The 21,611-nt window shown below is 68.7% G+C and carries 21 protein-coding genes and 2 tRNA genes; 11 read left to right on the top strand and 12 right to left on the bottom strand.

The features are described 5' to 3' along the window. Positions 1-4 precede the first annotated feature (4 nt). Both SACGLDRAFT_RS15845 and SACGLDRAFT_RS15840 read right to left on the bottom strand, forming a co-directional pair. The gene (locus SACGLDRAFT_RS15845) at positions 5-1,192 is read right to left on the bottom strand and encodes a GGDEF domain-containing protein (protein ID WP_051036268.1); all 1,188 of its coding nucleotides are present in this window, start codon (positions 1,190-1,192) and stop codon (positions 5-7) included. An 867-nt stretch (positions 1,193-2,059) separates the two neighbouring features. Further along, positions 2,060-3,247, bottom strand: a complete 1,188-nt coding sequence (locus SACGLDRAFT_RS15840; RefSeq protein WP_005465853.1) for an MFS transporter — start codon at positions 3,245-3,247, stop codon at positions 2,060-2,062. A 359-nt stretch (positions 3,248-3,606) separates the two neighbouring features. Between SACGLDRAFT_RS15840 and SACGLDRAFT_RS15835 the strand changes: the two genes are divergently transcribed. Beyond that, positions 3,607-4,530, top strand: coding sequence for an SDR family NAD(P)-dependent oxidoreductase (locus SACGLDRAFT_RS15835; protein ID WP_005465852.1), 924 nt, complete (start codon positions 3,607-3,609; stop codon positions 4,528-4,530). Between the two features lie 65 nt (positions 4,531-4,595). Here SACGLDRAFT_RS15835 and SACGLDRAFT_RS15830 read toward each other — a convergent pair whose 3' ends face one another. After that, positions 4,596-6,425 carry an AMP-dependent synthetase/ligase gene (locus SACGLDRAFT_RS15830; protein ID WP_005465851.1) on the bottom strand — a complete coding sequence of 610 codons (1,830 nt, stop codon included), beginning with the start codon at positions 6,423-6,425 and terminating at the stop codon, positions 4,596-4,598. A gap of 122 nt (positions 6,426-6,547) precedes the next feature. Here SACGLDRAFT_RS15830 and SACGLDRAFT_RS15825 point away from each other — a divergent pair, with 122 nt between their 5' ends. Then, positions 6,548-7,195: a hypothetical protein gene (locus SACGLDRAFT_RS15825; protein ID WP_005465850.1), complete on the top strand. Its 648-nt coding sequence runs from the start codon at positions 6,548-6,550 to the stop codon at positions 7,193-7,195. Between the two features lie 39 nt (positions 7,196-7,234). Continuing rightward, a complete protein-coding gene (locus tag SACGLDRAFT_RS15820; protein ID WP_198283509.1) occupies positions 7,235-7,765 on the top strand; it encodes a DUF5336 domain-containing protein in 531 nt (176 codons plus the stop codon). On the opposite strand, the gene SACGLDRAFT_RS23115 is transcribed toward SACGLDRAFT_RS15820, so the two are convergent. Next, positions 7,729-8,139 (bottom strand): hypothetical protein, encoded by a 411-nt coding sequence (locus tag SACGLDRAFT_RS23115; RefSeq protein WP_408640250.1) that lies wholly within the window; start codon positions 8,137-8,139, stop codon positions 7,729-7,731. The genes SACGLDRAFT_RS15820 and SACGLDRAFT_RS23115 overlap by 37 nt on opposite strands. On the opposite strand from SACGLDRAFT_RS23115, the gene SACGLDRAFT_RS15810 reads away from it, so the two are divergent. Together SACGLDRAFT_RS15810 and SACGLDRAFT_RS15805 are read left to right on the top strand one after the other, a co-directional pair. After that, positions 8,113-9,246, top strand: coding sequence for a hypothetical protein (locus tag SACGLDRAFT_RS15810; protein ID WP_005465848.1), 1,134 nt, complete (start codon positions 8,113-8,115; stop codon positions 9,244-9,246). The two genes, SACGLDRAFT_RS23115 and SACGLDRAFT_RS15810, sit on opposite strands and share 27 nt — an antisense overlap. Before the next feature lie 4 nt (positions 9,247-9,250). Further along, a complete protein-coding gene (locus SACGLDRAFT_RS15805) occupies positions 9,251-9,835 on the top strand; it encodes a class I SAM-dependent DNA methyltransferase (protein WP_005465847.1) in 585 nt (194 codons plus the stop codon). A 4-nt stretch (positions 9,836-9,839) separates the two neighbouring features. Here the strand turns inward: SACGLDRAFT_RS15805 and SACGLDRAFT_RS15800 are convergent, their stop codons facing one another. Continuing rightward, positions 9,840-10,604 (bottom strand): SDR family NAD(P)-dependent oxidoreductase, encoded by a 765-nt coding sequence (locus tag SACGLDRAFT_RS15800; protein ID WP_005465846.1) that lies wholly within the window; start codon positions 10,602-10,604, stop codon positions 9,840-9,842. A gap of 134 nt (positions 10,605-10,738) precedes the next feature. Between SACGLDRAFT_RS15800 and SACGLDRAFT_RS15795 the strand changes: the two genes are divergently transcribed. Beyond that, positions 10,739-10,927: a PspC domain-containing protein gene (locus tag SACGLDRAFT_RS15795; RefSeq protein WP_005465845.1), complete on the top strand. Its 189-nt coding sequence runs from the start codon at positions 10,739-10,741 to the stop codon at positions 10,925-10,927. A 7-nt stretch (positions 10,928-10,934) separates the two neighbouring features. Here the strand turns inward: SACGLDRAFT_RS15795 and SACGLDRAFT_RS15790 are convergent, their stop codons facing one another. Together SACGLDRAFT_RS15790 and SACGLDRAFT_RS15785 are read right to left on the bottom strand one after the other, a co-directional pair. Then, entirely contained in the window at positions 10,935-11,729 is a 795-nt protein-coding gene (locus tag SACGLDRAFT_RS15790) for a pentapeptide repeat-containing protein (RefSeq protein ID WP_005465844.1), read from the bottom strand. A 158-nt stretch (positions 11,730-11,887) separates the two neighbouring features. Continuing rightward, positions 11,888-11,960 (bottom strand) — tRNA-Lys (locus SACGLDRAFT_RS15785). Positions 11,961-12,174: 214 nt separating this feature from the next. Here SACGLDRAFT_RS15785 and SACGLDRAFT_RS15780 point away from each other — a divergent pair. Both SACGLDRAFT_RS15780 and SACGLDRAFT_RS15775 read left to right on the top strand, forming a co-directional pair. Then, positions 12,175-13,374, top strand: a complete 1,200-nt coding sequence (locus SACGLDRAFT_RS15780) for a L,D-transpeptidase (protein WP_005465843.1) — start codon at positions 12,175-12,177, stop codon at positions 13,372-13,374. Positions 13,375-13,484: 110 nt separating this feature from the next. Next, on the top strand, positions 13,485-13,868 hold the full coding sequence (locus SACGLDRAFT_RS15775; RefSeq protein ID WP_232283980.1) for a hypothetical protein: 384 nt from the start codon (positions 13,485-13,487) through the stop codon (positions 13,866-13,868). A gap of 75 nt (positions 13,869-13,943) precedes the next feature. On the opposite strand, the gene SACGLDRAFT_RS15770 is transcribed toward SACGLDRAFT_RS15775, so the two are convergent. The 5 genes from SACGLDRAFT_RS15770 to SACGLDRAFT_RS15750 form a co-directional block, all read right to left on the bottom strand. Further along, a complete protein-coding gene (locus tag SACGLDRAFT_RS15770; RefSeq protein WP_005465841.1) occupies positions 13,944-15,089 on the bottom strand; it encodes an acyl-CoA dehydrogenase family protein in 1,146 nt (381 codons plus the stop codon). Between the two features lie 2 nt (positions 15,090-15,091). Next, on the bottom strand, positions 15,092-15,958 hold the full coding sequence (locus tag SACGLDRAFT_RS15765; RefSeq protein WP_005465839.1) for a 3-hydroxybutyryl-CoA dehydrogenase: 867 nt from the start codon (positions 15,956-15,958) through the stop codon (positions 15,092-15,094). Between the two features lie 516 nt (positions 15,959-16,474). After that, a tRNA-His gene (locus tag SACGLDRAFT_RS15760) sits at positions 16,475-16,550 on the bottom strand. A 68-nt stretch (positions 16,551-16,618) separates the two neighbouring features. Next, positions 16,619-17,227 (bottom strand): oligoribonuclease, encoded by a 609-nt coding sequence (gene orn / locus SACGLDRAFT_RS15755; RefSeq protein WP_005465838.1) that lies wholly within the window; start codon positions 17,225-17,227, stop codon positions 16,619-16,621. Between the two features lie 77 nt (positions 17,228-17,304). Further along, complete coding sequence (locus SACGLDRAFT_RS15750) at positions 17,305-18,096, bottom strand: ribosomal RNA small subunit methyltransferase A (RefSeq protein ID WP_005465836.1); 792 nt, start codon at positions 18,094-18,096, stop codon at positions 17,305-17,307. Between the two features lie 400 nt (positions 18,097-18,496). On the opposite strand from SACGLDRAFT_RS15750, the gene SACGLDRAFT_RS15745 reads away from it, so the two are divergent. The 3 genes from SACGLDRAFT_RS15745 to SACGLDRAFT_RS15735 all read left to right on the top strand — a co-directional run bounded on the left by SACGLDRAFT_RS15745 (position 18,497) and on the right by SACGLDRAFT_RS15735 (position 21,578). Continuing rightward, positions 18,497-19,399 (top strand): DNA-3-methyladenine glycosylase family protein, encoded by a 903-nt coding sequence (locus tag SACGLDRAFT_RS15745; protein WP_005465835.1) that lies wholly within the window; start codon positions 18,497-18,499, stop codon positions 19,397-19,399. Positions 19,400-19,470: 71 nt separating this feature from the next. Beyond that, positions 19,471-20,235 (top strand): M50 family metallopeptidase, encoded by a 765-nt coding sequence (locus SACGLDRAFT_RS15740; RefSeq protein WP_005465834.1) that lies wholly within the window; start codon positions 19,471-19,473, stop codon positions 20,233-20,235. 101 nt (positions 20,236-20,336) lie between these two features. Then, the gene (locus tag SACGLDRAFT_RS15735; RefSeq protein ID WP_005465833.1) at positions 20,337-21,578 is read left to right on the top strand and encodes an aldehyde dehydrogenase family protein; all 1,242 of its coding nucleotides are present in this window, start codon (positions 20,337-20,339) and stop codon (positions 21,576-21,578) included. Positions 21,579-21,611: the final 33 nt, after the last annotated feature.

The following is a 21,611-nucleotide window of genomic DNA, read 5'->3' as shown; positions in this document are numbered from 1 at the left end:
CATGTCACGTCGGGACCGGCGCGAAGCGGACGCGGTTGCGGCCCGCTTCCTTCGCCTCGTACACGGCAGTGTCGGCGGCCTGGAGCAGCCCGTCGAGGTCGTCGGCGTGACGGGGGAACACGGCGACCCCGATGGAGGCCGTGCGGCCGCTGATGGTGGCCCTGGCCCCTCGTTTGTCGGTGGTGGAGATCCGCAGGCCCGCGATGGTCGTGCGGATTCGTTCGGCCGCGAGCTCCGCGGCCGAGGTGTCGGCGTCGGGCAGCAGCAGGAGGAACTCCTCGCCGCCGAAGCGGCCCACGACGTCGGCGGGCCTGGTCACGCTGGATAACGCGCTCGCCACCGCCGCCAGCACGTCGTCGCCGGCCGGGTGTCCGTAGGTGTCGTTGACCCACTTGAAATGGTCCAGGTCCACCATCAGGACGGACAGCGTGCTCCCCGCGCGTCGCACGCGGTTGAGCGCGCGGTCGGCGGACTCCGTCCACCCGCGCATGTTGAGCAGTCCGGTCTTGGGGTCGGTCACCACCGCGTTCTGCAACTGGTCGATCTCCGCGAGCCGGTTGAAGACGACGGTGACCACGGCCATGATCGCCACCGCCGGAGGCATGGTGACCAGCAGCACGGCGGTGACGGCCCCGAGTCCGGTGGTGATGGCCTCCAGGAGGTTGTCGGCCTTGCTGCCGAGGACGGTGCGGACGGTCGGGTTGGGCGAGCCCAGGGCCAGGATGCCGCCCACGTAGACGATCTGCACCGCCTCGTACACCGCCGCCGTGGCGAGCACGAGTCCGAACTCGCGAAGCGATCCCGTGGCGGTCAGTGTGCTCCAGTCCTGTGGCGACATCGCCCGGTAGCTGAGGTTGGCCAGGGCGGCCGCGAGTCCGTGGGCGACGGACGAGTACACGAAGTTGTGCGTGGGACGGCGGGCGGTGAACCAGCGTTGGAGCCGGATGAGCGCGACCAACAGGACCGCGAGCGTGGCGGGCAGGACCAGCGTCGCGGGGAAGACCCACACCGCCGTGAGGTCGATGAGCACGGTCTTCGTGCGGTTGCGTCGTCGCTCCTCCTGGCGGCGCGTGAGCTGGATGTGCGCGGTGGCGCCCAGCCCGAGGATGACGAATCTGAGCCAGTCCTCCCCGCCGGGCACCGGTGAGTGGACGAACGCCACCGCGAAACCGGCGACCGACAACGCCTCCATGGTCAACAGGAACACGACGAAGCGTCGTGGTCTAGTCCACAGCGCCCAGTTGCGCGGCAACAACTTCGCGCGGCGGTCGCCCGTGCCCTCGCGGTCGCCGAGGGGTTGCCGAGGCAGGGGTGGCCGGTTCACGGCCTTTCGGCCCGAGTCGAACGTAACGATTTCTGGCGACGGCCGATCCTGTGGAATGAGCGGCACTCGCCAATCCTCTCGCGTGTGTCGGTCAGGTGGACGGTCGGTCTCGGGAAGTCCCCGTAATGGGGGCCGGGCCGATTCCGTCCGCTACGGGACAAGGCGTCCTCGATGATCGGTATCATCGCACTGCACCGGAAATTCGTGTAGGCGAGGCCACCGGACTGTAGTGTCGGTGGTGGGGATGTGTTGTTCTGTACCCGTTTTCGACGTCCACACGAACTCGGACGCGAGTGGAGGTGTTCTCTCTTGTCTGACCGCGACTTCTGACCTAGAACTGACACATCGCACGACTAGACACCCTGGGGAGGCTCTCGTGTCCGACCGTGACTTCTGATTCTCATTCTTGTCGACGTTCCGTCCTCGGGATTGGTTCCACCGACGAGGAGGTGTGTTCACCATGACTGACCGCGACTTCTGAGAGCCGGCGGCTCGTCGTCGGTCGACGGAGGAACGTGAACCGTGACGGGGTGTGAACGCCCGAGTGCCGTTCACCGGCAAGTCATGGTCCGTGCATCTGGCATTCCGTTCTGTCCGCGATGGCGAGATCGTTTTCGAAGGCTGTCGTTTCTCCTTGTTAAGTAACCTTTTTCGCCGGCTTCACGCCGTGAGGACCCCAGCACAATCAGGTGGTCGTCGTGACGCTTCCGGCTGTCACGTTCGCTTTCCGTGTGCTCAGTCCTTCTCGGATGAGTCGGCCTTCCGCACACGCGCCCAGGAGAGCGCGACCGGGATCGTGAGAACGACTCCGGCGGCTCCCGCGAGTGCGATCGCGGTCGTCGCGGACCCCACGAGGTCCGCGACGACGCCGCCCAGAGCGACCCCGATACCCTGCGCGACCCGCAGACCGGTGCGGTAGACGCCTCCCGCGCCACCTCGTTTGTCGTTGGGCACCCACGTGATGAACGTGGCCCCGACGGTGATGATGTAGGAGCCCGCTGCTCCCGCGAGCATCAGCAACAACAGCGCGAAGGGCAGGTTCGGGGTCGCCGCGAAACCGATGAGGATCGCGGCCGCGAGCGTGGCCAGCACTCCCATCACACGCTTGCGGTTCTCCGCGGAGACGAACCGCGACAAGACGAACGTGCCGAGGATGAAGCCCACCGGGTCGGCGGCCAGCAACCAGCCCACGGCTTGTTCGGGGGCGCCGATCTGGTCGGCCAGCGGAGCGGCGAGCCCCTCGGGGATCACCGCGAGTCCCACCAACCAGGACAACGCGAGCAACACCCGCAGTCGGCGTTGTCCCCACACCCAACGCACCGCGGTGAACCACCCGTCGTCCGGGTTGCCGGCGGCGGGGCGTTGCCGGACCCAGAGCTGCACGAGCAGCGCCGCGACGAGGAAGGTCAGGGCGTCGATCGCCAGCGCCCACGACGCTCCGAACGACGTGACCAGGAACCCGCCCCCGGCGAGCCCGATGAGCATGGCGATGTTGCTCGTGATGCCCCTGAGGTCCTGGCTGCGCAGGTACAGCTCGTCGTCGGTGAACACCTCGCGGGTCAGGGCGTTCTGCGCGGCGTTGGCCGGGGCGCCCGCGAGTCGGGCGAGGACGACGAGGACGCACAGCGGTGCCAGTGGCATTCCCGGCACGGCCATGGCCCCCACCAACACGGCCTGGACGACGGCCGAGACGACGAGGACCGTCTTGCGGGGGAATCGGTCGGCGAGTTGGGAGAGTCCCAGACCACCCGCGAGCGCCGGGAGGAAGGTGAGCGCGTACACCGTGGCGGCCCAGAGGGGCGAGCCCGTACGGCCGTACACGACGATGGACAGTGCCACCGTGGTCAGGTGATCGCCGAGGATCGACTGCGCCTCCGCGATCCATATGGCCCGGAATTCGCGGTTGCGGACTGCGTCACTCATCCGCGCCGCTGTCGTGGTAGCTACCAACTGGTCACCTGTGCCGAATCGGTTACTTATTGCGACGTCGGCGCCCACGTTAGTTTTGATCTACCAGGTGTGGAGCTGATCGTGGGACGTTACCCGGAACGGACTAACGCGAACGCCGGTGGTCGTGGAGGCCACGGTTTCGTGATGAGTCCCCCTGAACTGTGGGACGTATCCGGGAGCCGATCGGCCACCACTCGTTCGGCGCAGTGCGAACACCGTTCGTCGTGGACGCCTCCTCGCCCCCGCGAACCGGGTCGAGACTGACGGTGACCGGCCGCCAACCGTGCCGGAACCGAGAACGAACCCGCGCTCGCGGTGGGGAGACGAAACGGATGAACGGACAACTCGACGGCAAGGCCGTGGTGGTGACGGGAGCGGGCAGGGGCCTGGGGGAGGCGTTCGCGACACATGCCGCCCAGGCCGGTGCTCACGTGGTGGTCAACGACGTCGACGCGGACCTGGCGGAACGGACGGCCGCGAACATCACCACCCACGGTGGCCGGGCGGTGGCCAGTGGCCACGACGTCGCGGACCCCTCCCAGGCGGCCGCGCTCATCGAACTGTGCGTGGCCGAGTTCGGTGGTATCGACGGGTTGGTCAACAACGCGGGCCTCAACTACGAGGCCGTTTCCTGGGAGGACGATCCCGACGACGTTCGCAGGCTCATCGAGACCAACGTCCTCGGCGTCATCTACGTGGGCACGGCCGCGGCTCGTGCCATGGTGGCGGACGGCCGCGGTGGTTCCATCGTCAACATCTCGTCGGGCGCGTCACTGGGGCAGCGGAAACTAGCCACGTACTCGGCGAGCAAGGGGGCGGTGGCGTCGCTGACCTACTCGTGGGCGCTGGACATGGAGGAGGTCGGTATCCGGGTCAACGCCGTGTGCCCTCTCGCGCACACCCGGATGGTGTGGAACTCGGAGCGGTCCTTGCGGAACTGCCCACCGGAGCGGACGCCCTCACGGATCGCGCCGCTGGTGTTGTTCCTCCTCGGTGACGACTCGCGAGGCATCACCGGGCAGTTGATCCGGTGCAACGGTTCGGACCTGCACATCATGGGACAGCCGTACGTGAAGGAACCCGTGCTGCGCAGGGACGTGTGGGACAGCCAGAGCGTGCGGCGGGCCTTCTCCGAGGTGTTCGCCGCGCACCTCGAACCGTACGGTCTGGAGAAGCGGGTGCCGCCGACGTTGCGGGAATGGACCGCCGTCGCTCCGGCGGGTGGGGCGGCGTCCTGGCCCCGGCGCAGTGCCTGAGCGAATCGCCCCGGACCACCTCGGCGGGACGGCCACGCGACTCGTCGGCCGTCCCGCCGAGGTGGTCAGCCGGCGTAGAGCGCCTCGATGTCCGAGCGGTAGCGGCTGGTGATGATGCGACGCTTGAGCTTCAACGTCGGCGTCAGTTCCCCGCTCTCGGGGGTCCACGCCCGAGCGAGCACGTGGTAGCGCTTCACCTGCTCCACCCTGGCGAGTCGCTCGTTGGCCGTGTCGACGGCGCGTTGGATCTCGGCTCGCACGTCGGGGTGCTCGGCCAACGTCGCCAGGTCGTCGGCCTCGATTCCCCTGGCGGCGGCCCAAGCGGGGGCCATCTCCTCGTCGAGCACGAGCAGGGCGGTGACGTAGGGGCGGTTGTCGCCGATCGCGGCGGCGGCTCCGATGAGTGGGTGTTCCTTGAGCAGCCCCTCGATCCTCGTGGGCGCGATGTTCTTGCCGCCCGAGGTGATGATGAGCTCCTTCTTGCGGTCGGTGATGGTGACGAAGCCGTCCTCGTCGATCGACCCGATGTCCCCGGTGGCGAACCAGCCGTCGGCGTCGGTCGCCGACTCGATCGAGCCGTCCTCCCGGAGATAGCCGAGAAACACCACCGGCCCCCGGACGAGCAGTTCGCCGTCGTCGGCCGTCGTGACCTCCACGCCGGCGATCGGCTTGCCGACGCTGCCGGCCCGAAACGCCCCCGCGTGGTTGCTCGTGACCGCGCCGGTGGTCTCCGAAAGCCCCCACAACTCGTGGATCTCCACTCCGAAGCCGGCGAGGAAGTGCAGGACTTCCCCCGGCAGCGCCGCCGCGCCGCTGGAGGCGATCACGAGTTTGTCGAGACCGAGCAGCTCGCGGACGGGGGCGAGCACGGCGCGGTCGGTCTCGGCGATGCGGTCGGCCAGCTCGGGCGGCACCTCCTTGCCCGCGTTGCGGAGTTCGTACCCCTTGCGCAGGAGGGCGTTCGCGTCGAGGAGAGGCTTGCTGCGCTCCTCGGGCATGCCCGCGAGCATGGCCTTCAGCCCGGTGGCCAGCTTCTCCCACACTCTCGGGACGCCGAAGAACATCTCCGGGCGGACTCGCGGGAGCGCCGCGGCGACCCCGGACGGATCGGCGAGCGTGTGGACGTGTCCGGCACGGACGATGGGCAGGTAGATCGACAACACCCGCTCGGCGATGTGTGCCAAGGGGAGGTAGGAGATGTTGGACAGGTGTGGGGGTGCGCCGTGCAGGGCCTCCACGGCGACCGACTCGTAGATGGCGTTGTGGTGGGAGAGGACGACTCCCTTGGGGGTGCCCGTGGTGCCCGAGGTGTAGATCATCGCCAACGGGTCGTCCGGTTCGATGGCGTCGGTGAGCCGTTCGAACGTGTGGGGCGACTCCGCGTGGAGGGCCGCGCCGCGCTCCCGGAGGTCCGCGTACGTGAGGAAGCGCCGGTCGTCCGGTGTCGCGTCGGCGTCGAACACGATGATGTGCCGCAGCGCCGGAAGCTCGTCGAGGACCGGTTGCCAGCGAGCGAGTTCGTCGGCTCCGGCGAGCACGGCGATCGGCGCGGAGCTGTGGTTGACCACGTAGCGGATTTGCTCGCTGCTCAACGTCAAGTACGCCGTGCACGGGATGGCGCCGAGGTTGGCGGCGGCCAGATCGACGATGAGGTGTTCCGGCCGATTCGGGGACATGATCATCATTCGTTGGCCGGCACGGAGTCCGAGGTCGTCCAGGCCTCGGGCCACGGCGGCGACGTGGTCGCGCACCTGTGCCCAGCTCAGGGTGGGGCTGTCGGGTTCGTCGAGTGAGGTCAGAGCGGGAAGGTCGCCGAACTCGGTGGCGTTGCGACGAAGAAGCCGGGCGATGGTCTGGCCCTCCGCTCGGGCCGCGACGGATTGCTGAGTGGTCACCGTTGTCCTCCTCGGTCTCCGCGGGCTCCACACCCTATGTAACTTGGATCACTTTTGGGAGTGCCGCTCGACGGATCGGAGTAGCGGGTGACGAACGGTGATCGGCGGGGTACCGCTGGAGGATGAGCGGAACGCCGGACCCGGCTCGTACGGCGAAACGGCTTTTGCGGGTGGCGGGAAGGACCTACGCCGACGAGGCCGGGATCACGCTCGCCGACACCCCGTCGCCGCTCTACCAGCTGCTGGTGCTGGCGGTGCTGTTGTCGGCGCGGATCAAGGCCGACATCGCCGTGGCCGCGGCCGGTGAGCTCTTCTCGGCGGGCTGCCGAACACCTCGGGGCACGCTCGCCGCGTCGTGGCGGGAGCGGGTGGAGGCGCTGGGGCGGGGACGCTACGTGCGCTACGACGAGAGCACCGCCACGACCCTGGGCAAGGGTGCGGAGTTCCTCGTGGAGGAGTACCGCTCCGACCTCCGTCGCATGGCGAGATGCGCGGACGGCGACGTCGCCGTCCTGCGGAGACTGCTGTGTCAGGTCCCCGGCATCGGGCCCGTGGGCGCCGACATCTTCTGCCGGGAGGTGCAGGCCGTGTGGCCGTGGGTGCGCCCGTATCTCGACCGGAAGGCGCGTGAAGGTGCCGAACGCGTCGGCCTGCCCACCGACATCGATGCCCTCGCCGCGTTGGTGAAGGACGCCGAGCTCGCTCGGCTCGCGGCGGCACTCGTCCGGGTGCGCCTCGACGCGGCGCTGGCGAAGGAGGTCACCGGTTGACCACTGGAACCGTGGAGATGTTTGCCCCGTCCACTAGTTGTGAGCGACTCCGGATACTTCCCACCGCCGTCACCACCACCGCCACCACCGTCCACGCCGCCGGGTTACCCGGTGCCGCCCGGATACCGGCTCGTGCCGGCACGGTCCGGGCTCGGGGTCACGCACTGGTTGCACCTCGCCACGTTCGCCATCGGACTGGTCGCGCTTTTCCTCGGTTTCGCTCCGGCGGTGGAGGCCGCAGCCGATCTCGGTGAGGACTACTTCGGTGCCGTCTACTCCGTGTCGATCTACGAGGGCGGTGCGGGGCTGACCCCGGCACTGTTGTTCACTGCGGGGTTCGTGGCTCTGCTCGGTGCGCTGCCGGGAGGCAGGGAACGAACGGTGCCCGGTCCGATCGTGCCCGCCCTCAGTGTCGGGGTGACCCTGGAGGCGATGTTCAGCACCTTCACAATGCCCGCGGAACAGGAAGCCGCGGTCGGCTGGATCATGATCATGGTGCTCTGCGTGCTCCAGTCCGTCATCGCGCTCATCGCCTACTTCGTCGGGCGGTCCGATCCCGGGAACCGGTGACGGAAGCCGCGCTCAGCGCCCGGTGACCGCGGGTAAGCGCTGATCGGCCCCACGAGCGGGGTCCCGCCACCGATCGTGGCATCCAATCCGAATACCTCGGACAGCGGTTCCTCGGTGAGCAGTTCGGTGTAAGGGCCCCGCGCCATCACCCGGCCGTCCTTCATGGCCACGAGTGTGTCGGCGTAGCGGTGGGTCCCGTTCCGGACGGCGGGGACCACGGCTTTCGCCGACGGGTACGGGCGCGCCTTCCGGATCATGGCGATGTTGCCGGTCTCCACCGCGTTCTGCGCCCTGCTGCTACCCCGCTCGCTCGCGTAACCGGTGAGCGGCGTGGGTAGCCCCCGCGGGTGAGTGAGACCGGAAAGGACACACATCCCGCGGCACTGGACGACGAGGAGTTCCCCAGGGTGGTGCTCGGTCTGCTGTGCGATCCGGGCGCCCCGAGTGACGCGGTGAACGCGCTCGTCGACGAGTTCGAGGACGAGCTGACGAAGTACGTCAGCGACAAGGTCGTGTGGGAGGTGCGCACGCACACCGAGTTCCTGCGACTCGACGAGGAGGGCAGGGTGCCCCTGCTGAACCTCGCGCGAGTCGTGCGGCCCCGGTACGAGTGGGACCTCGTGGTGTGTGTCACCGATCTACCCCGGCAACTGGACGGCACCCCGGTGGTGGCCGACATCAGTGTCCGCCACGGCGTCGCGCTCGCGTCGTTGCCCGCGCTCGGTGTGGTGGGGGTGCGCCGCCGACTTCGGGACACACTGCTCTATCTCGCCGGGGAACTCGGCCGGGGCATGGTGGGTGGCCGGGCCGGTCGGGAACGCCAGCGCGCGGGCGGGAGGTTCACACCGGTCACCTGGCTCGACAACCCGGACGCCGAGATCGAGGTGAGTCTCGCGCTCGTGGGATGGCGGGGGAAGCTGCGGCTGCTGGGCGGCATGGTGCGGGACAACAAGCCGTGGCGGCTGGTGCCCGAGCTGTCCACCGCGCTGGCGGCCGGGGTGGCCGCCGCGGCGTTCGGCATCTTCTACAGCAGCATCTGGACACTCGCCGACGCGTTGAGCAACAGGCGGCTCCTCCTCATCAGTCTGCTCGCGGTCGCCGCGATGGTGACGTGGTTGATCGCCTACAACCGCCTGTGGGAACCCACCGGACCGGGGAGGCTCCGGGCCGTCCTCTACAACGCCGCCTCGGTGCTGTCGTTGACCATCGGAGTCGCGTCGTGGTACCTGCTGCTGTTCCTGGTGACGTTCGCGGGCGCGTTCACGGTGATCGAGAGTCAGTACCTGGCGAGCTCCCTGGGACACCCCGCGGACCTGGGCGACTATCTCACGCTGGCGTGGCTGGCCAGTTCCATGGGCACGTTCGCGGGCGCGCTGGGGTCCAGTTTGGAGAGTGAGGACGCGGTGTATCGCGCCGCCTACAGCAGGCGCGAGCGGGAGCGGCGTCGGCGTTCGCGCGAGACGCGCGAGGAGGAGGAGTGAGGGCGTGGTGACGCGGGAGTCGTGGCGTGACGACGCGGCGCGGTGGAACGCCCGGTACGCGGAGGGGGCCCCGACGTTCGAACCGCATCCGTTCGTGGCCGAGGCGTTCGCGGCGGGCTTTCCGGAGGGACCGGTGCTGGAGCTGGCGTGCGGTCGGTCGGGTAGCGCGTTGGCGCTGGCCGAGCGGGGACGGCGGGTTCTCGCGGTGGACGTCTCCGACGTGGCGTTGCGCCAACTTCACGGCGAGGCCCGCCGACGTGGACTCGCGGACAGGGTGTGGTGTGTGCGGGCGGACCTGCGCACCTTCGCGCTTCCGCCCGAGGCGTTCGGCTTCGTGCTGGCGACGTTGTTCTGGGACCCCGCGGTGTTCCGGGCCGCCCGTGACGCCGTGGCACCGGGCGGACTGCTGGGCTGGGAGGCACTTACCGGGAACGGTGACGCCGAGTCGAGGCGGTTCCGGGTCTCTCCGGGAGAACTGTCCGCCTCCTTGGGTGCGCGTTGGGAAGTGCTGAGGGAGGACGACGGCGACGATCACGGGCCGCGACGGCACGAGACCTGTCGGCTCCTGGCGCGCGCGGCCCGCGAGTGAGTCGTCACGTCAGCGTGTTGCCGCCGTTCACGGCAATGCGTTGTCCGGTGACGAAGCGAGCGCGATCGGAGGCGAGGTAGGCGACCGCTTCAGCGACGTCCTCCGGGCTCCCGAGACGCCCCAGCGGGACACCACTGGCGTACGCGGCCTTCTCGTCGTCGGTCGAGTCGACGTGGCGGTCCGTCGGAATCCAGCCCGGCGCCACGAGGTTCACCGTGATGCCGTGGGGGCCCAGCTCACGCGCCCACGAGCGGGTCAAACCCAGTTGCGCGCCCTTGGCCGCCACGTAGGCGCTCGACGACGGCACACCCAGTTCCACCACCTCGGAGCCGATGTTGATGATTCGGCCCCAGCCCCGACGCCGCATCTCGGGCACCACCTTGCGCGTCAGCAGCAGCGGGCTCTTCACGAAGAACTCCAGCTGGTCGAGCATGTCGCGCCAGCTCAACTCCTCCAGGGCCAGCAATGGCTGGGGACCCGTCGCGTTGAGCACCAGGACGTCGACGCGTCCGAACTGCGCGAGCACCGCCTGATACAGCGCGTCGACCTCGCCCTCGTCGGTCACGTCCGCACGGAAGATCTCCGCCCGGCCGCCGGAGGTGGTGATCCGCTCCCGCAGTCGGTTGGCGGCGGCCTTGTCGCGGGCGAAGTTGACGGCCACGGCGAATCCCTCGCGGGCCAGCGCGGCACTGATCGCGGCGCCGAGTCCCCGCGAGCCGCCGGTCACAAGTGCCACCCGAGTGTCGTTCCCCACTTTGCCGATGTGCACGATGGTCTCCCGTCTCCAACCGTGGTGAGGCGATCGTCACGCTAGCGGGTCTCGGGGGATCTCGGGGTGGGGCTCAGGGTGGGTTCGGGGTCATCCCCGATGCGGCCTCGCCCCCGCGGCCCCAGGCTGGGGGTATGGCAACCATTACCGCTCTGACCCGCCCCAGCGACGATCGCATGATCGCCGGGGTGTGCGCGGGCCTCGCGCGCCACTACGGGTGGAAGCCCGGTCGCGTGCGGCTGGCGTTCCTCGTGTCGTGCCTGCTTCCGGGACCGCAGTTCCTGCTGTATCTGGCGCTGTGGCTGGTGATTCCCTCGGAGTGAGGGACGCTCACCAGTGAGCTGGGCGCACGAGCCTGTCCGGGAGCCGTATCGCCGAGTCACCACGCGCGGCGTTCACCTGTGGCTGGGTGAGGAAGAAGCAGCCCGAGAGGTCGGCGCCCCGCAGATCCGTGTCCCGCAGGTCGGCGCCGAGGAAGTCGACGGTGCGCAGATCGGCTTCCCGCAGGTCGGCGGCGATGAGGACGGCCCCTCTGAACGTAGCGCCCCGCAACGCGGCTCCGCGCATTCGGTGCCCGGCGAGGTCGGCCCCGCGACGGTCCGGGCGTGGTTCCGGTACCAGCGCGCGCACGGTGTCGCTGACCCGCGACAGCAGAGGACCGACCTCCCGACGCACCGCGTCCACGTCGGTGGCGGCGAGGGTGTCCGGGTCGGTGCCGACGAGCGCGTCGACGCGCTCGAACTCGCGACGTACCTCCTCGGCGAGCCGCGCGGGTAGGGGGAACTCCGCCGCCTCGGCGAGATACCACAGCACCTCGTGCAGGTGCCGGGCCACGGCGAAGGCCGCGAACATCGGCGCGGCGAGAGCGGGGTCGGCCCGCCAGTTCCCGTCGTCGAACACCTCTTGAGTGATCCGCTGCCCGGCGCCGAAACAGTCGAACACGGTGCATCCGGTGAACCCCCGCGGGCGGAGTTCGGCGTGGACCCGGCAGCGGAAGGACCGGTCGAGGTGACGGCAGGGCTCCCCCGCGTGCTTGTCGGAGGGAAACCCGGCCGACGCCGAGAACGGCAGCGCCACACAACACAGACCCGCGCATCGCGAGCAGTCGGCACGTAACCGCCGCACGGTCTCACCACATCCTCGGTCGTCTCGCGGACATTGTCGCGCGAGAAATCGCGACGGGCTCTCCGGAAAGCTGGGTCGAAGCCGGCGTCCAAACGGTGGGGTCGCGGTTGGCTTGCCGGAAAACAAAAATCCCCAGGCCTGCCGACCTGGGGTTTCTGTGCGCCATCAGGGACTCGAACCCCGAACCCGCTGATTAAGAGTCAGCTGCTCTGCCAGTTGAGCTAATGGCGCTTGTTCTTTTTTTCTCCGCCGCCCTCGGCTTCCGGTCTTCCCGGCTCCTCTCGGCGACGGGAGAAACATTAGCACGCCCCGCGAAGGCCTCTCACACGACCCCCCCTTTGTTCTCGCTTGGACACTTGGACACAAGTTGGTGAAGTACTGCCCACGCTCCGCGACGGGTGCGGCACACTCGCCACACGTTCGAGTTATGCGGTAACGGAAATGGGTGGTAGGTGTGACGCGAACGCGTGGTCTCTCGGCACGGACGGGCGGCAGGTGGATCTCGCTCCTGCTGGCGGCGACCGTCGTGGCGGGATGCGCGTCGCCCTCGGAGGGCGAGCAATCGCCCACGCCGCCCGAGGCGACCTCCACCGAGGCTCCCAAGCCGGTGTTGCTCGCGCTCTCGGTGTCCGACGGGGACGAGGGCGTCGAACCCGGCAAACCCATCACGGTGAGCGCGGAACACGGCACCATCACGAAAGCCTCGCTGATCGGCAAGCACGGCACCCACGTCAAGGACGACCTGCGGGAGGAGGGCACGCTCTGGACGACCGCCGAGCCCCTCGGCTACGGCAAGACCTACACCCTCACCGTCGAGGCGAAGGGGGAGGACGGCAAGACGGTGACGGAGGAGTCCACGTTCACCACCGCCACTCCGGCCGGCACCGTCGCCGTGTCGATCAACGTGTGGGACGACGAGACCGTCGGCGTCGGTATGCCGATCATCTTCGACTTCACCGGCCCGGTGCCCGACCGGGACGCCGCCGAGAAGGCGTTGAACATCAAGGCCGAGCCGGAGACGGAGGGCGACTTCCGCTGGTTCGGTGACACCAGGGTGATCTGGCGGCCGAAGGAGTACTGGGAACCCGGCACGGAGGTCACGGTCGACGCGAGGATCTACGGGCGGGATTTCGGCGACGGCATCTACGGGGCCGAGGACAAGGCCGTGGACTTCACGGTGGGTGACAAGTTGGTGGCGGTGGCCGACGGGCAGAAGCACACGATGACGGTGTCGGTCAACGACAAGACCGTGAAGACCATGCCCATCTCGATGGGCAAGCCGAGCAGCCCGACGCCGGAGGGCACCTACACCGTCATGAGTGAGCACAACGGCTACACCATGGACTCCAGCACCTACGGTGTCCCGGTGGACAGCGCGGCCGGCTACCGCCTGTACGTCGAGTACGCGGCGCGACTGTCCAACAGCGGCATCTTCTACCACTCCGCTCCGTGGTCGGTCGCCGACCAGGGCAACGCCAACGTCAGCCACGGGTGCATCAATCTCTCCACGGAGAACGCGGCGTGGTTGATGGACAAGTCGAAGCGCGGGGACGTCTTCACGGTCAAGCGCAGCGGCGGACCGAAGCTGGAGCCCGAGGACGGCTGGAGCGTGTGGCAGCTGTCGTGGGAGGAGTGGCAGAGCTAGGGGAGGTCGGGGCCCCTCCGGGAGCGATCTCCGGGGAGTTTCGGGGACACGCCCTGATGCGTGGTCCGTGGTCGCGCGGCGACGATCGACGGATGAGTGGTGTCAGGAGTGTGAAATGGCCTGTCGTGGTCGGCCTGGGCGCGTTCGGGCTCGTCCGTCCGGTCCTGAATATCACCGGTGTCGCCGACGATCTCGGTAAACCGCTGACGCCGATCCTGGCGACCGTGGTGATCACGCTGATCTGGATCGCGGCGGTGGGGTTCACCCGTGTTCCCGAACCGGTACTCACGCTGGTGTTCGCCGGGCTCACCTACGGAGTCCTGACCATCGTCGTCAGCGCGATTCTCTCCCCGATCCTCGACGGGGAACTCCAAGGTCCCCTGGCCCACCCGGCGGCCATCGTCGGGGTCCTGGGGGTGAACGCGCTGTGGGGGCTGATCGCGGGGCTGTTGGCCGCCGGGGTTCGTCGCGTGCGGGACGTACCGATCCGGTAGGGGCGGCCGGTAGCTTTCGAAGAGACCTGGTCGTGGCGGATTTCCCGAAGCCGGAAATCCGCCACGACCGACGGGTCACTTCTTCAGCAGCTGCCGGGCCATCACCATGCGCTGGATCTGGTTGGTGCCCTCGTAGATCTGCGTGATCTTGGCGTCACGCATCATGCGTTCCACGGGGAAGTCGCGGGTGTAGCCCGCGCCGCCGAACAACTGCACGGCGTCGGTGGTGACCTCCATGGCCACGTCCGAGGCGTAGGCCTTGGCCGCGCTGGCGAGGAAGGTCGCCCGCGCGTCACCCCGCTCGGTGGCCGCCGCCGACGTGTACACCAGGTGCCGGGCCGCCTCGATCTTCATCGCCATGTCGGCGAGCATGAACTGCACGCCCTGGAACTGGCTGATGGACTGCCCGAACTGCTTGCGCTCCTTGACGTATTCCACGGCGGCGTCGAGAGCACCCTGGGCGATGCCCAGCGCCTGCGCGCCGATGGTGGGGCGGGTGTGGTCGAGCGTCGCCAGAGCTGTCTTCAGGCCCGTGCCCGGCTCACCGATGATGCGGTTCTCCGGGATCGTGCAGTTCTCGAAGTAGATCTCGCGGGTGGGAGAGCCCTTGATGCCGAGCTTGCGCTCCTTCGGCCCCACCGAGAAGCCGGGGTCGTCCTTGTGGACCACGAACGCCGAGATGCCGTGGGCCTTCTTCTCCGCGTTCGGGTCGGTGACGGCCATGACCGTGTACCAGGTCGACTCGCCGGCGTTGGTGATCCAGCACTTGGTGCCGTTGAGCACCCAGTGGTCGCCGTCGAGGTGTGCCCGCGTGCGCATCGACGCGGTGTCGGAGCCCGCCTCGCGTTCGGACAACGCGTACGACGCCGACGCCTCACCGGTGGCGATGGACGGCAGGACCAGCTTCTTCAGCTCCTCTGACGCCGAGAGCAGGATCGGCTGCGTACCGAGCTTGTTCACGGCGGGGATGAGCGACGCCGAGGCGTCGACCCGCGCGACCTCCTCGATGACGATGCAGGCCGCCACGGCGTCCGCGCCCTGGCCCGAGTACTGCTCGGGAATGTGCACGGCGTTGAACCCGGCCTCGGTCAACGCACGCGCGGCCTCCACCGGGTAGCGCTCCTGCTCGTCGACCTCCGCCGCGTACGGGGCGATCTCCTTCTCCGCCAGAGCCCGGACGGCGGCGCGGAGTTCCTCGTGTTCCTCCGGCAACTGGTACATCTTCACTCTCCCCGTGTGTAGTCGTAGAAGCCACGACCCGATTTCCGGCCGTAGAGCCCGGCCTCGACCATGCGTTGCAGCAGCGGCGGCGGGGCGTAGAGGGGTTCCTTGTACTCCTCGTACATCGACTCGGCGACGGCCTTGGTGGTGTCGAGCCCGACGAGGTCGGCCAGACGCAGCGGACCCATCGGGTGGGCGCATCCGAGCACCATGCCGTTGTCGATGTCCTCGGGAGTCGCGTGCCCGGCCTCCACCATGCGGATAGCCGACAACAGATAGGGGATGAGCAGCGCGTTGACCACGAAGCCGGCGCGGTCCGGTGCCTTGACCACGGTCTTGCCCAGCACCTCGGAGGCGAACGCGGACGCCTTCTCGGCGACGTCGTCCCCGGTGAGCAGGCTCGGGATCAACTCGACGAGCTTCTGCACCGGAACGGGGTTGAAGAAGTGCAGTCCGAGGACGCGCTCGGGGTGTTCGGTCGCCATCGCCAGCCGCGTGATCGGCAGCGACGACGTGTTGGACGCCAAGATAGCCTCGGGTTCGGTGATCTTGTCGAGCCTGCCGAACACGTCGAGCTTGAGGGCCTCGTTCTCGGCGACGGCCTCGATCACCAGTTGCCGGTCGGCGCAGGCTTCCAGGTCCGTGGAGAACGTCAGCCGGGCGAGTGCGGCGTCCCGTTCCTCCGCGGACAGCTTGCCCTTGTCGACGCCCCGGCCGAGGGACTTTTCGATTCGTCCCCGGCCCGCTTCGGCCGCGGCGGCGTCGGCCTCGACGACGACCACGTCGAGACCCGCTCTTGCCGTCACCTCAGCGATGCCCGAGCCCATCAGGCCCGCACCGATCACGCCGACCCGCGTGATGTCACCCATGACTATCCTTCCTGCTGGTCTCGCGTTACCGGCGAGTTTAGTAGGGCGTCCTACTGTTTCCCACGGCCTCCGATGCGATCCTGCTCTCACGACGGTGCCGTACGCGATGGCGACGACGAAACCACCCCGCAGGGCGAAATGGCCAGGTGGGAACGGGTGGGCCCGGCGGGTCGGACTTGGGGTCGGGCAAGCCGCGAACAGTGGGCACGCGCGCTCACTCGGTGGGGTAGGTCCATTCCCAGCGGCGTTCACCTAAGTGGTCGAGGATCAGCGTGCCCGACGACTCGGGGCGCGACGACTTCGATCTTCCCCCTAGTACTTCTGGTTCTTCCCGAACTGGAACGGCAGAGCTGATTCGGGCTCGATGCAGAACCCCATGTTCGCCTGAGATGCCATGCTGACGTTGGAGGGGATGAATGAAAGGGGGATCACCGGGTCATGGACGCGGAGATTAGCCCGTTTTCGGGGCTTGAGGGGATGTTCCCCGATCTCCGCGTCCCTGACCTGCGGTTTTCTTGGGGTGAGTGACGGGACTTGAACCCGCGGCCCCCTGGACCACAACCAGGTGCTCTACCAGCTGAGCTACACCCACCGTGTGAGGTGCCTTGAGCACCTCGGCCCGATCATCATAGCGTGCCCGCGCCGGGCCGCCACACGGGGTCACCCCTCGTTGCTACGGAGCACCTCCTCGGCGGCGGCACGGGCCTCCTCGCTGCTCGGTCCCGGCAGCGGCACGAAGGCCGTCCGCCGGTAGTACTTCAGCTCCCCGATCGACTCCTTGATGTCGGCCAGAGCCCGGTGCGCGAGGCCCTTCTCCGGCTTGGCGTAGTAGACGCGCGGGTACCAGCGGCGCACCAGCTCCTTGATCGAGGACACGTCCACCATGCGGTAATGCAGGTGGGCGTCCAGGGCCGGCATGTCCCTCGCGATGAACCCACGGTCGGTGGCGATTGAGTTACCGGCCAGGGGAGCGGTCTGCGGGTCGGGGACGTACTCGCGGATGTAGGCGAGGGCTCGCCGCTCGGCCTCCTCCAGCGTCATGGTCGAACGCCGGACCTCCTCGGTGAGCCCCGAGCGCGCATGCATGTCGCGAACGACGTCGGGCATGTTCGCCAGTGCTTCGTCGTCGGCGTGGATGACGAGGTCCACGCCCTCGCCGAGGACGTTCAGCTCCGCGTCCGTGACGAGCACGGCGATCTCGATGAGGGCGTCCTTGGCGAGGTCAAGGCCCGTCATCTCGCAGTCGATCCAGACAAGACGGTCAGTCACCGGCAAACCCTAACGCGTGCAGTGTTCGTGTCCCTTGGCACACTCCGCCCTTCATGCTGTCATATCGCACTCGGTGGTCATTCCCGACGTGCCGTCGCGACCTCGGCGAACGTCGCCCAGACACGAGGTGTGACGGCTCCCGCACGAAAGCCGGGTTCGAGTCCGCAGCGCGACAGCAGGCGATGCGCGGCCGGGATGCCGGTGTGGCGCACCAGTGCTCGGGCCGAGCGGGAGGGTTCCCGGCTCGCGGCGTCGAGCAGGTCGATCAGCAGTCTCTCGGCGGCCGGTGACAGTCGTCGCCGTCGGATGGCGATCACCGCGGAGTCCACAGTGGGCTGTGGTCGGAAGCAGTCGGGGCGCACGCGGCGAATGAGTTCGACGTCGAACCGTCCGGTCCACCACGCGAGTTCGCGGGAGGCGGACGTCGCCGTGACGAGTCGTCGGGCGAACCCCCACTCCACGGTCAGGGCCGCCCGTGTCAGGGAGGGACGACGGGGGCCGAGGAGGCGACGTAACAGCGCCGTGGAGGTCGAGTAGGGCGGGTTGGACACGACGAGGAAGTCCTTGCGTGGCAGGGCGACGGTGCGCAGATCGCCGTGTATCACGCGGACCCGGTCGGTATGGCGGAAACGTCTTTCCAGGGTCGCCACGAACTCGGGATCGCGTTCGACCGCGAGGACGCGGGCGCCCGTGCGGGCCACGGCGGCCGTCATCACACCGGGGCCGGCGCCGAAGTCGACGACGAGCTCGTGCGGGCCGGGTTCGCAGGTTCGCACCAAGGTGCGTACCACGTCCTCGGCGACGAGGAAGTGGACTCCGGAGGGGTTGGGCCGAAGGCCGTGGCGTGGGATACGCCTGTTACGGGACATGTCGACTCCGTCATGAAGGAGGGAATGCGCGAGAACGCGCGCGAGGACTTCATGGCGCAGCGACTGCCTGCCCCGTCACGGGCAGCGTGAAGGGACGCCGGAATCAGCGAAGGACGCGGTGGGGAAAACCGCGTGGGAACAACACGATCGCAGCCGCTGCCGTCAGGACAGCCGCGGCCGGATGTAGATCGCGTGGCAACTCATGCGACCACCGTAGCCGTCGGGGCAAATGTTTTTTTGCCGTCACTCCACCGGGGCAACTTCGTGGGCGGGTGGAACCGTTCGCTTCCGGTCGTGCTTCCGCCGCGGTTCGGATGGCCGTAACGTCGGAGGCGTCGGGTCGAAAGTTCTTCCGAGTCCACAATGTTCAGCCTTTTTCCTTTACTGGAAAGGAAATTCGATGACTTCCTTGGAATCCTCGTGTCGGAACTCCGTCGTCGACGTCGAGGTGCGCGGCGGGGTCGACCTCGCGGACTACGCCGAGCATCTCTCGCGGACGCCCCTTCGCTGTGGCGTCGCGAGCGGAACCGCGCCGGACACCGTGGCGCTCGCCTTCGCCGAGGAACGCACGTGGCGCTACGTGTCCGCGCTCGTCGGTCTGCCTGCTCCGGGACGTCTGCGCATCGAGGTGACCGCCGCTTCGAAGGACGTGCGGGCGGTGGCCGACCAGGTGTGCCGGATCCTGTCGCTCGACGTGGACGGCAGCGGGTTCCCCATGGTGGTGGCCGGTGATCCGGTGCTCGCCCGTCGAGTGCGGGCCGGACCGGGTCTGCGGCCGGCGCTGTTCTGCTCGCCGTACGAGGCGGCCTGCTGGGCCGTCGTGTGTCACCGGCTGCGCTTGACGCAGACCGACGCCTTGGTGCGTCGTATCGCGGAGCGGCGAGGCCGCACGCTGCGTGTCGGCGGCCGTGAGGTGGTGTGTTTTCCGGCTCCCCGGGATCTGCGTGGGCTCGACTCCTCGTACGGGCTGTCCGGCGTGAAGCGGCGTCGGCTGGAGGCTGTCGCCGAAGCGGCCCTTGTGGGCGAACTCGATGCGAGTCGGCTGCGGGAGCTGCCCGCCGACGAGGCAGTGGAGCGGGTGCGGGAGCTCTCCGGCATCGGGCTGTCCTCCGCCGAACTCGTGGTGGGCCGCGGCGCGGGACATCCCGATCTCTTCCCGGAGGCCGAGTCCCACCTCGTGGCGGCGTTACGGCGGTACTACGACACCGACGACGCGGGAGTGCTGGCGGCGGCGGAGCGATGGCGGCCGTACCGCGGGTGGGCGTCGTTCTTCTTCCGGGAGGTGCCAATCGACGAACAGTAGCGCGCCGAGTCCCGCGCGTGAGCACGGTGGGGTCCGGCGGCTCGGCCGGACGGCTGTGGTGAGCTGACCTCGTGAACGGGGTGGACGTGTATGGGGTGGCCGGAATCGATCTCGCCGCGGAGTCTTTCGGCCTGGATGTCGACGCGGCGAGTGTGATCGCCGTGGTCACCGGCGTGCTCGCGTTGGCGATCGTCGTCGTGAACAGGCCGTGGTGGTTCGCGCGCCACGTGGTGACCATCGTGCACGAGGCGGGGCACGCGTTGTGCGCGTTGCTCGCGGGCCGCAGACTGCAGGGCATCACCCTGCATTCGGACACCTCCGGCGTCACGGTGTCGAGGGGCAAGCCCACCGGACCGGGCATGGTGCTCACGACCTTGGCCGGGTATCCGGCCCCTGCCGTGCTCGGCCTCGTGTTCGCGTGGTTGGTCTCGGCCGAGAAGCTCAGTGCCGTACTGGGTATCGCCGCGGTGTTGCTGCTGGGTGTGCTGGTGATGGTGCGCAACGCCTACGGGATCTTCTCGGTGGTGCTCTCCGCGCTGGTGCTCGGAGGAATCGCGCTGTTTGCCGGCCCGGGAGTGCAGGCGGCCTTCGTCTACCTGATCACGTGGTTTTTGCTCTTCGGCGGTGTTCGGCCGTTGTTCGAGCTCCAGGCGAAACGTCGCAGGGGCGCGGCCCGCGACTCGGACCTCGACCAGTTGGCGAGGTTGACGTCCCTGCCCGCGCTCCTCTGGCTGTTCGTGCTCGGTGTGCTCGCGGCCACGTGCGTGATCGTGGGTGGCATGTTGCTGATCGACCCGGCCGTGACGCCGGAGCTCTTCGCCTCCGAGGAGACCTGACCGGGCACCGGCGCCGATTCGGCGGTGCGGCACACTTGACGTAGGCAGGAAATCGATGTGAGTAGCCGGAAACGGCGTGCTGTCGTCGGGAGGACGGTGCGGTGACGGACGAAGTGGCGAAGGCTGTCAAGGAGTGCGCTCGGGCGGCGAAGGGCGCGGCTCCGTCGCTGGCCGGTGCCACGGACGAGGCCGTCGACGCCGCCCTGAGGGGGATGGCCGAGCGGTTGCTCGCGCACCGTGACGAGGTCCTGGAGGCCAACCGGCAGGACGTCACGGCGGCGAAGTCGTCCGGGATGAGCGCGGGCCTGCTCGACCGGTTGACCATCACCGAGGCGCGGTTGACGGGGATGGCCGACCAGCTCCGCCTGCTGGCGGAAGCTCCCCATCCCGAACGCTCCGTGCCCGTGTCCACGCTCGACGGTGGACTGCGACTCGTGGAACGGCGTCGTCCGGTCGGCGTGATCGGAGCCAACTACGAGGCCCGGCCCAACGTGACCGTGGACGTCGCGTCGCAGTTGGTGAAGTCCCGCAACGCGGGGGTGCTGCGTACGGGCTCGGCGGCCCTCGGCTCCGCCACCCGCCTGCTCGACGTGGTGATTCGTCCCGCGCTCGCCGAGGCCGGCATCGACGAGCACGTCGTCCAGCTCGTGCCTCGCCCGGAGCGGGAAGCCGCCGCCGAGCTGGTGAAGTTGCCCGATCTCGTGCCGCTCGTGATTCTGCGGGGCAGTGGGGAGAGCACGCGCTCGCTGGCCCTCACGGCCGCGCAGCACGGCGTGCGAACCCTCGCCCATGCCGACGGCGGGGGAGTGCTGTACGTCGACGAGCGGGCGGATGTCGACACGGTGCGCTCGTTGGTCGTGCACAGCCTCGACCGGTTGGGCGTGTGCAACCGCCTGAACCTGCTGCTAATCCACGAGGCGGTGTACGACGAGATCTGGCCCGTCGTGTCCTCGGCCCTCGCCGAGCTCGGTGTGTCGCCGTCGCTGCCGCCGTACGACCATCCCCTCGGCTACGAGTGGGCCCTCGACTCGGACCGGGAGGCCACGGTGACGGTGGCGCGGGTCGGCGGAGTGGCCGAGGCGGTCCGCATCGCCAACGAGGAGACCTCCGGTCTGGCCGCGGGGATCGCCACCGAGGACGCCGCCGCGGCCGAGGCGTTCTTCGACGGCTACCAGGGCACCGGGGTGTTCTGGAACGCGCCCACGCGGCTGCTGGACGGGTTCAAGCTGCTGGGTGTGCCGGAGACGGGCATCAACCTGGACAAGGTGCCCGGCCCCCGAGGTCCGGTCACCTACACCGACCTGTACGTGCGCCAGTACGCGGTGCTCCCCGAGGGGCGATGAGCCCGTACGGGAATGCGCGGTGCCCCGCGAACG

The organism is Saccharomonospora glauca K62, from assembly GCF_000243395.2.
Classification (GTDB): domain Bacteria; phylum Actinomycetota; class Actinomycetes; order Mycobacteriales; family Pseudonocardiaceae; genus Saccharomonospora; species Saccharomonospora glauca.
Note: the sequence above shows the minus strand (reverse complement) of the source record. Positions and strands in the feature narration are given on the sequence as shown.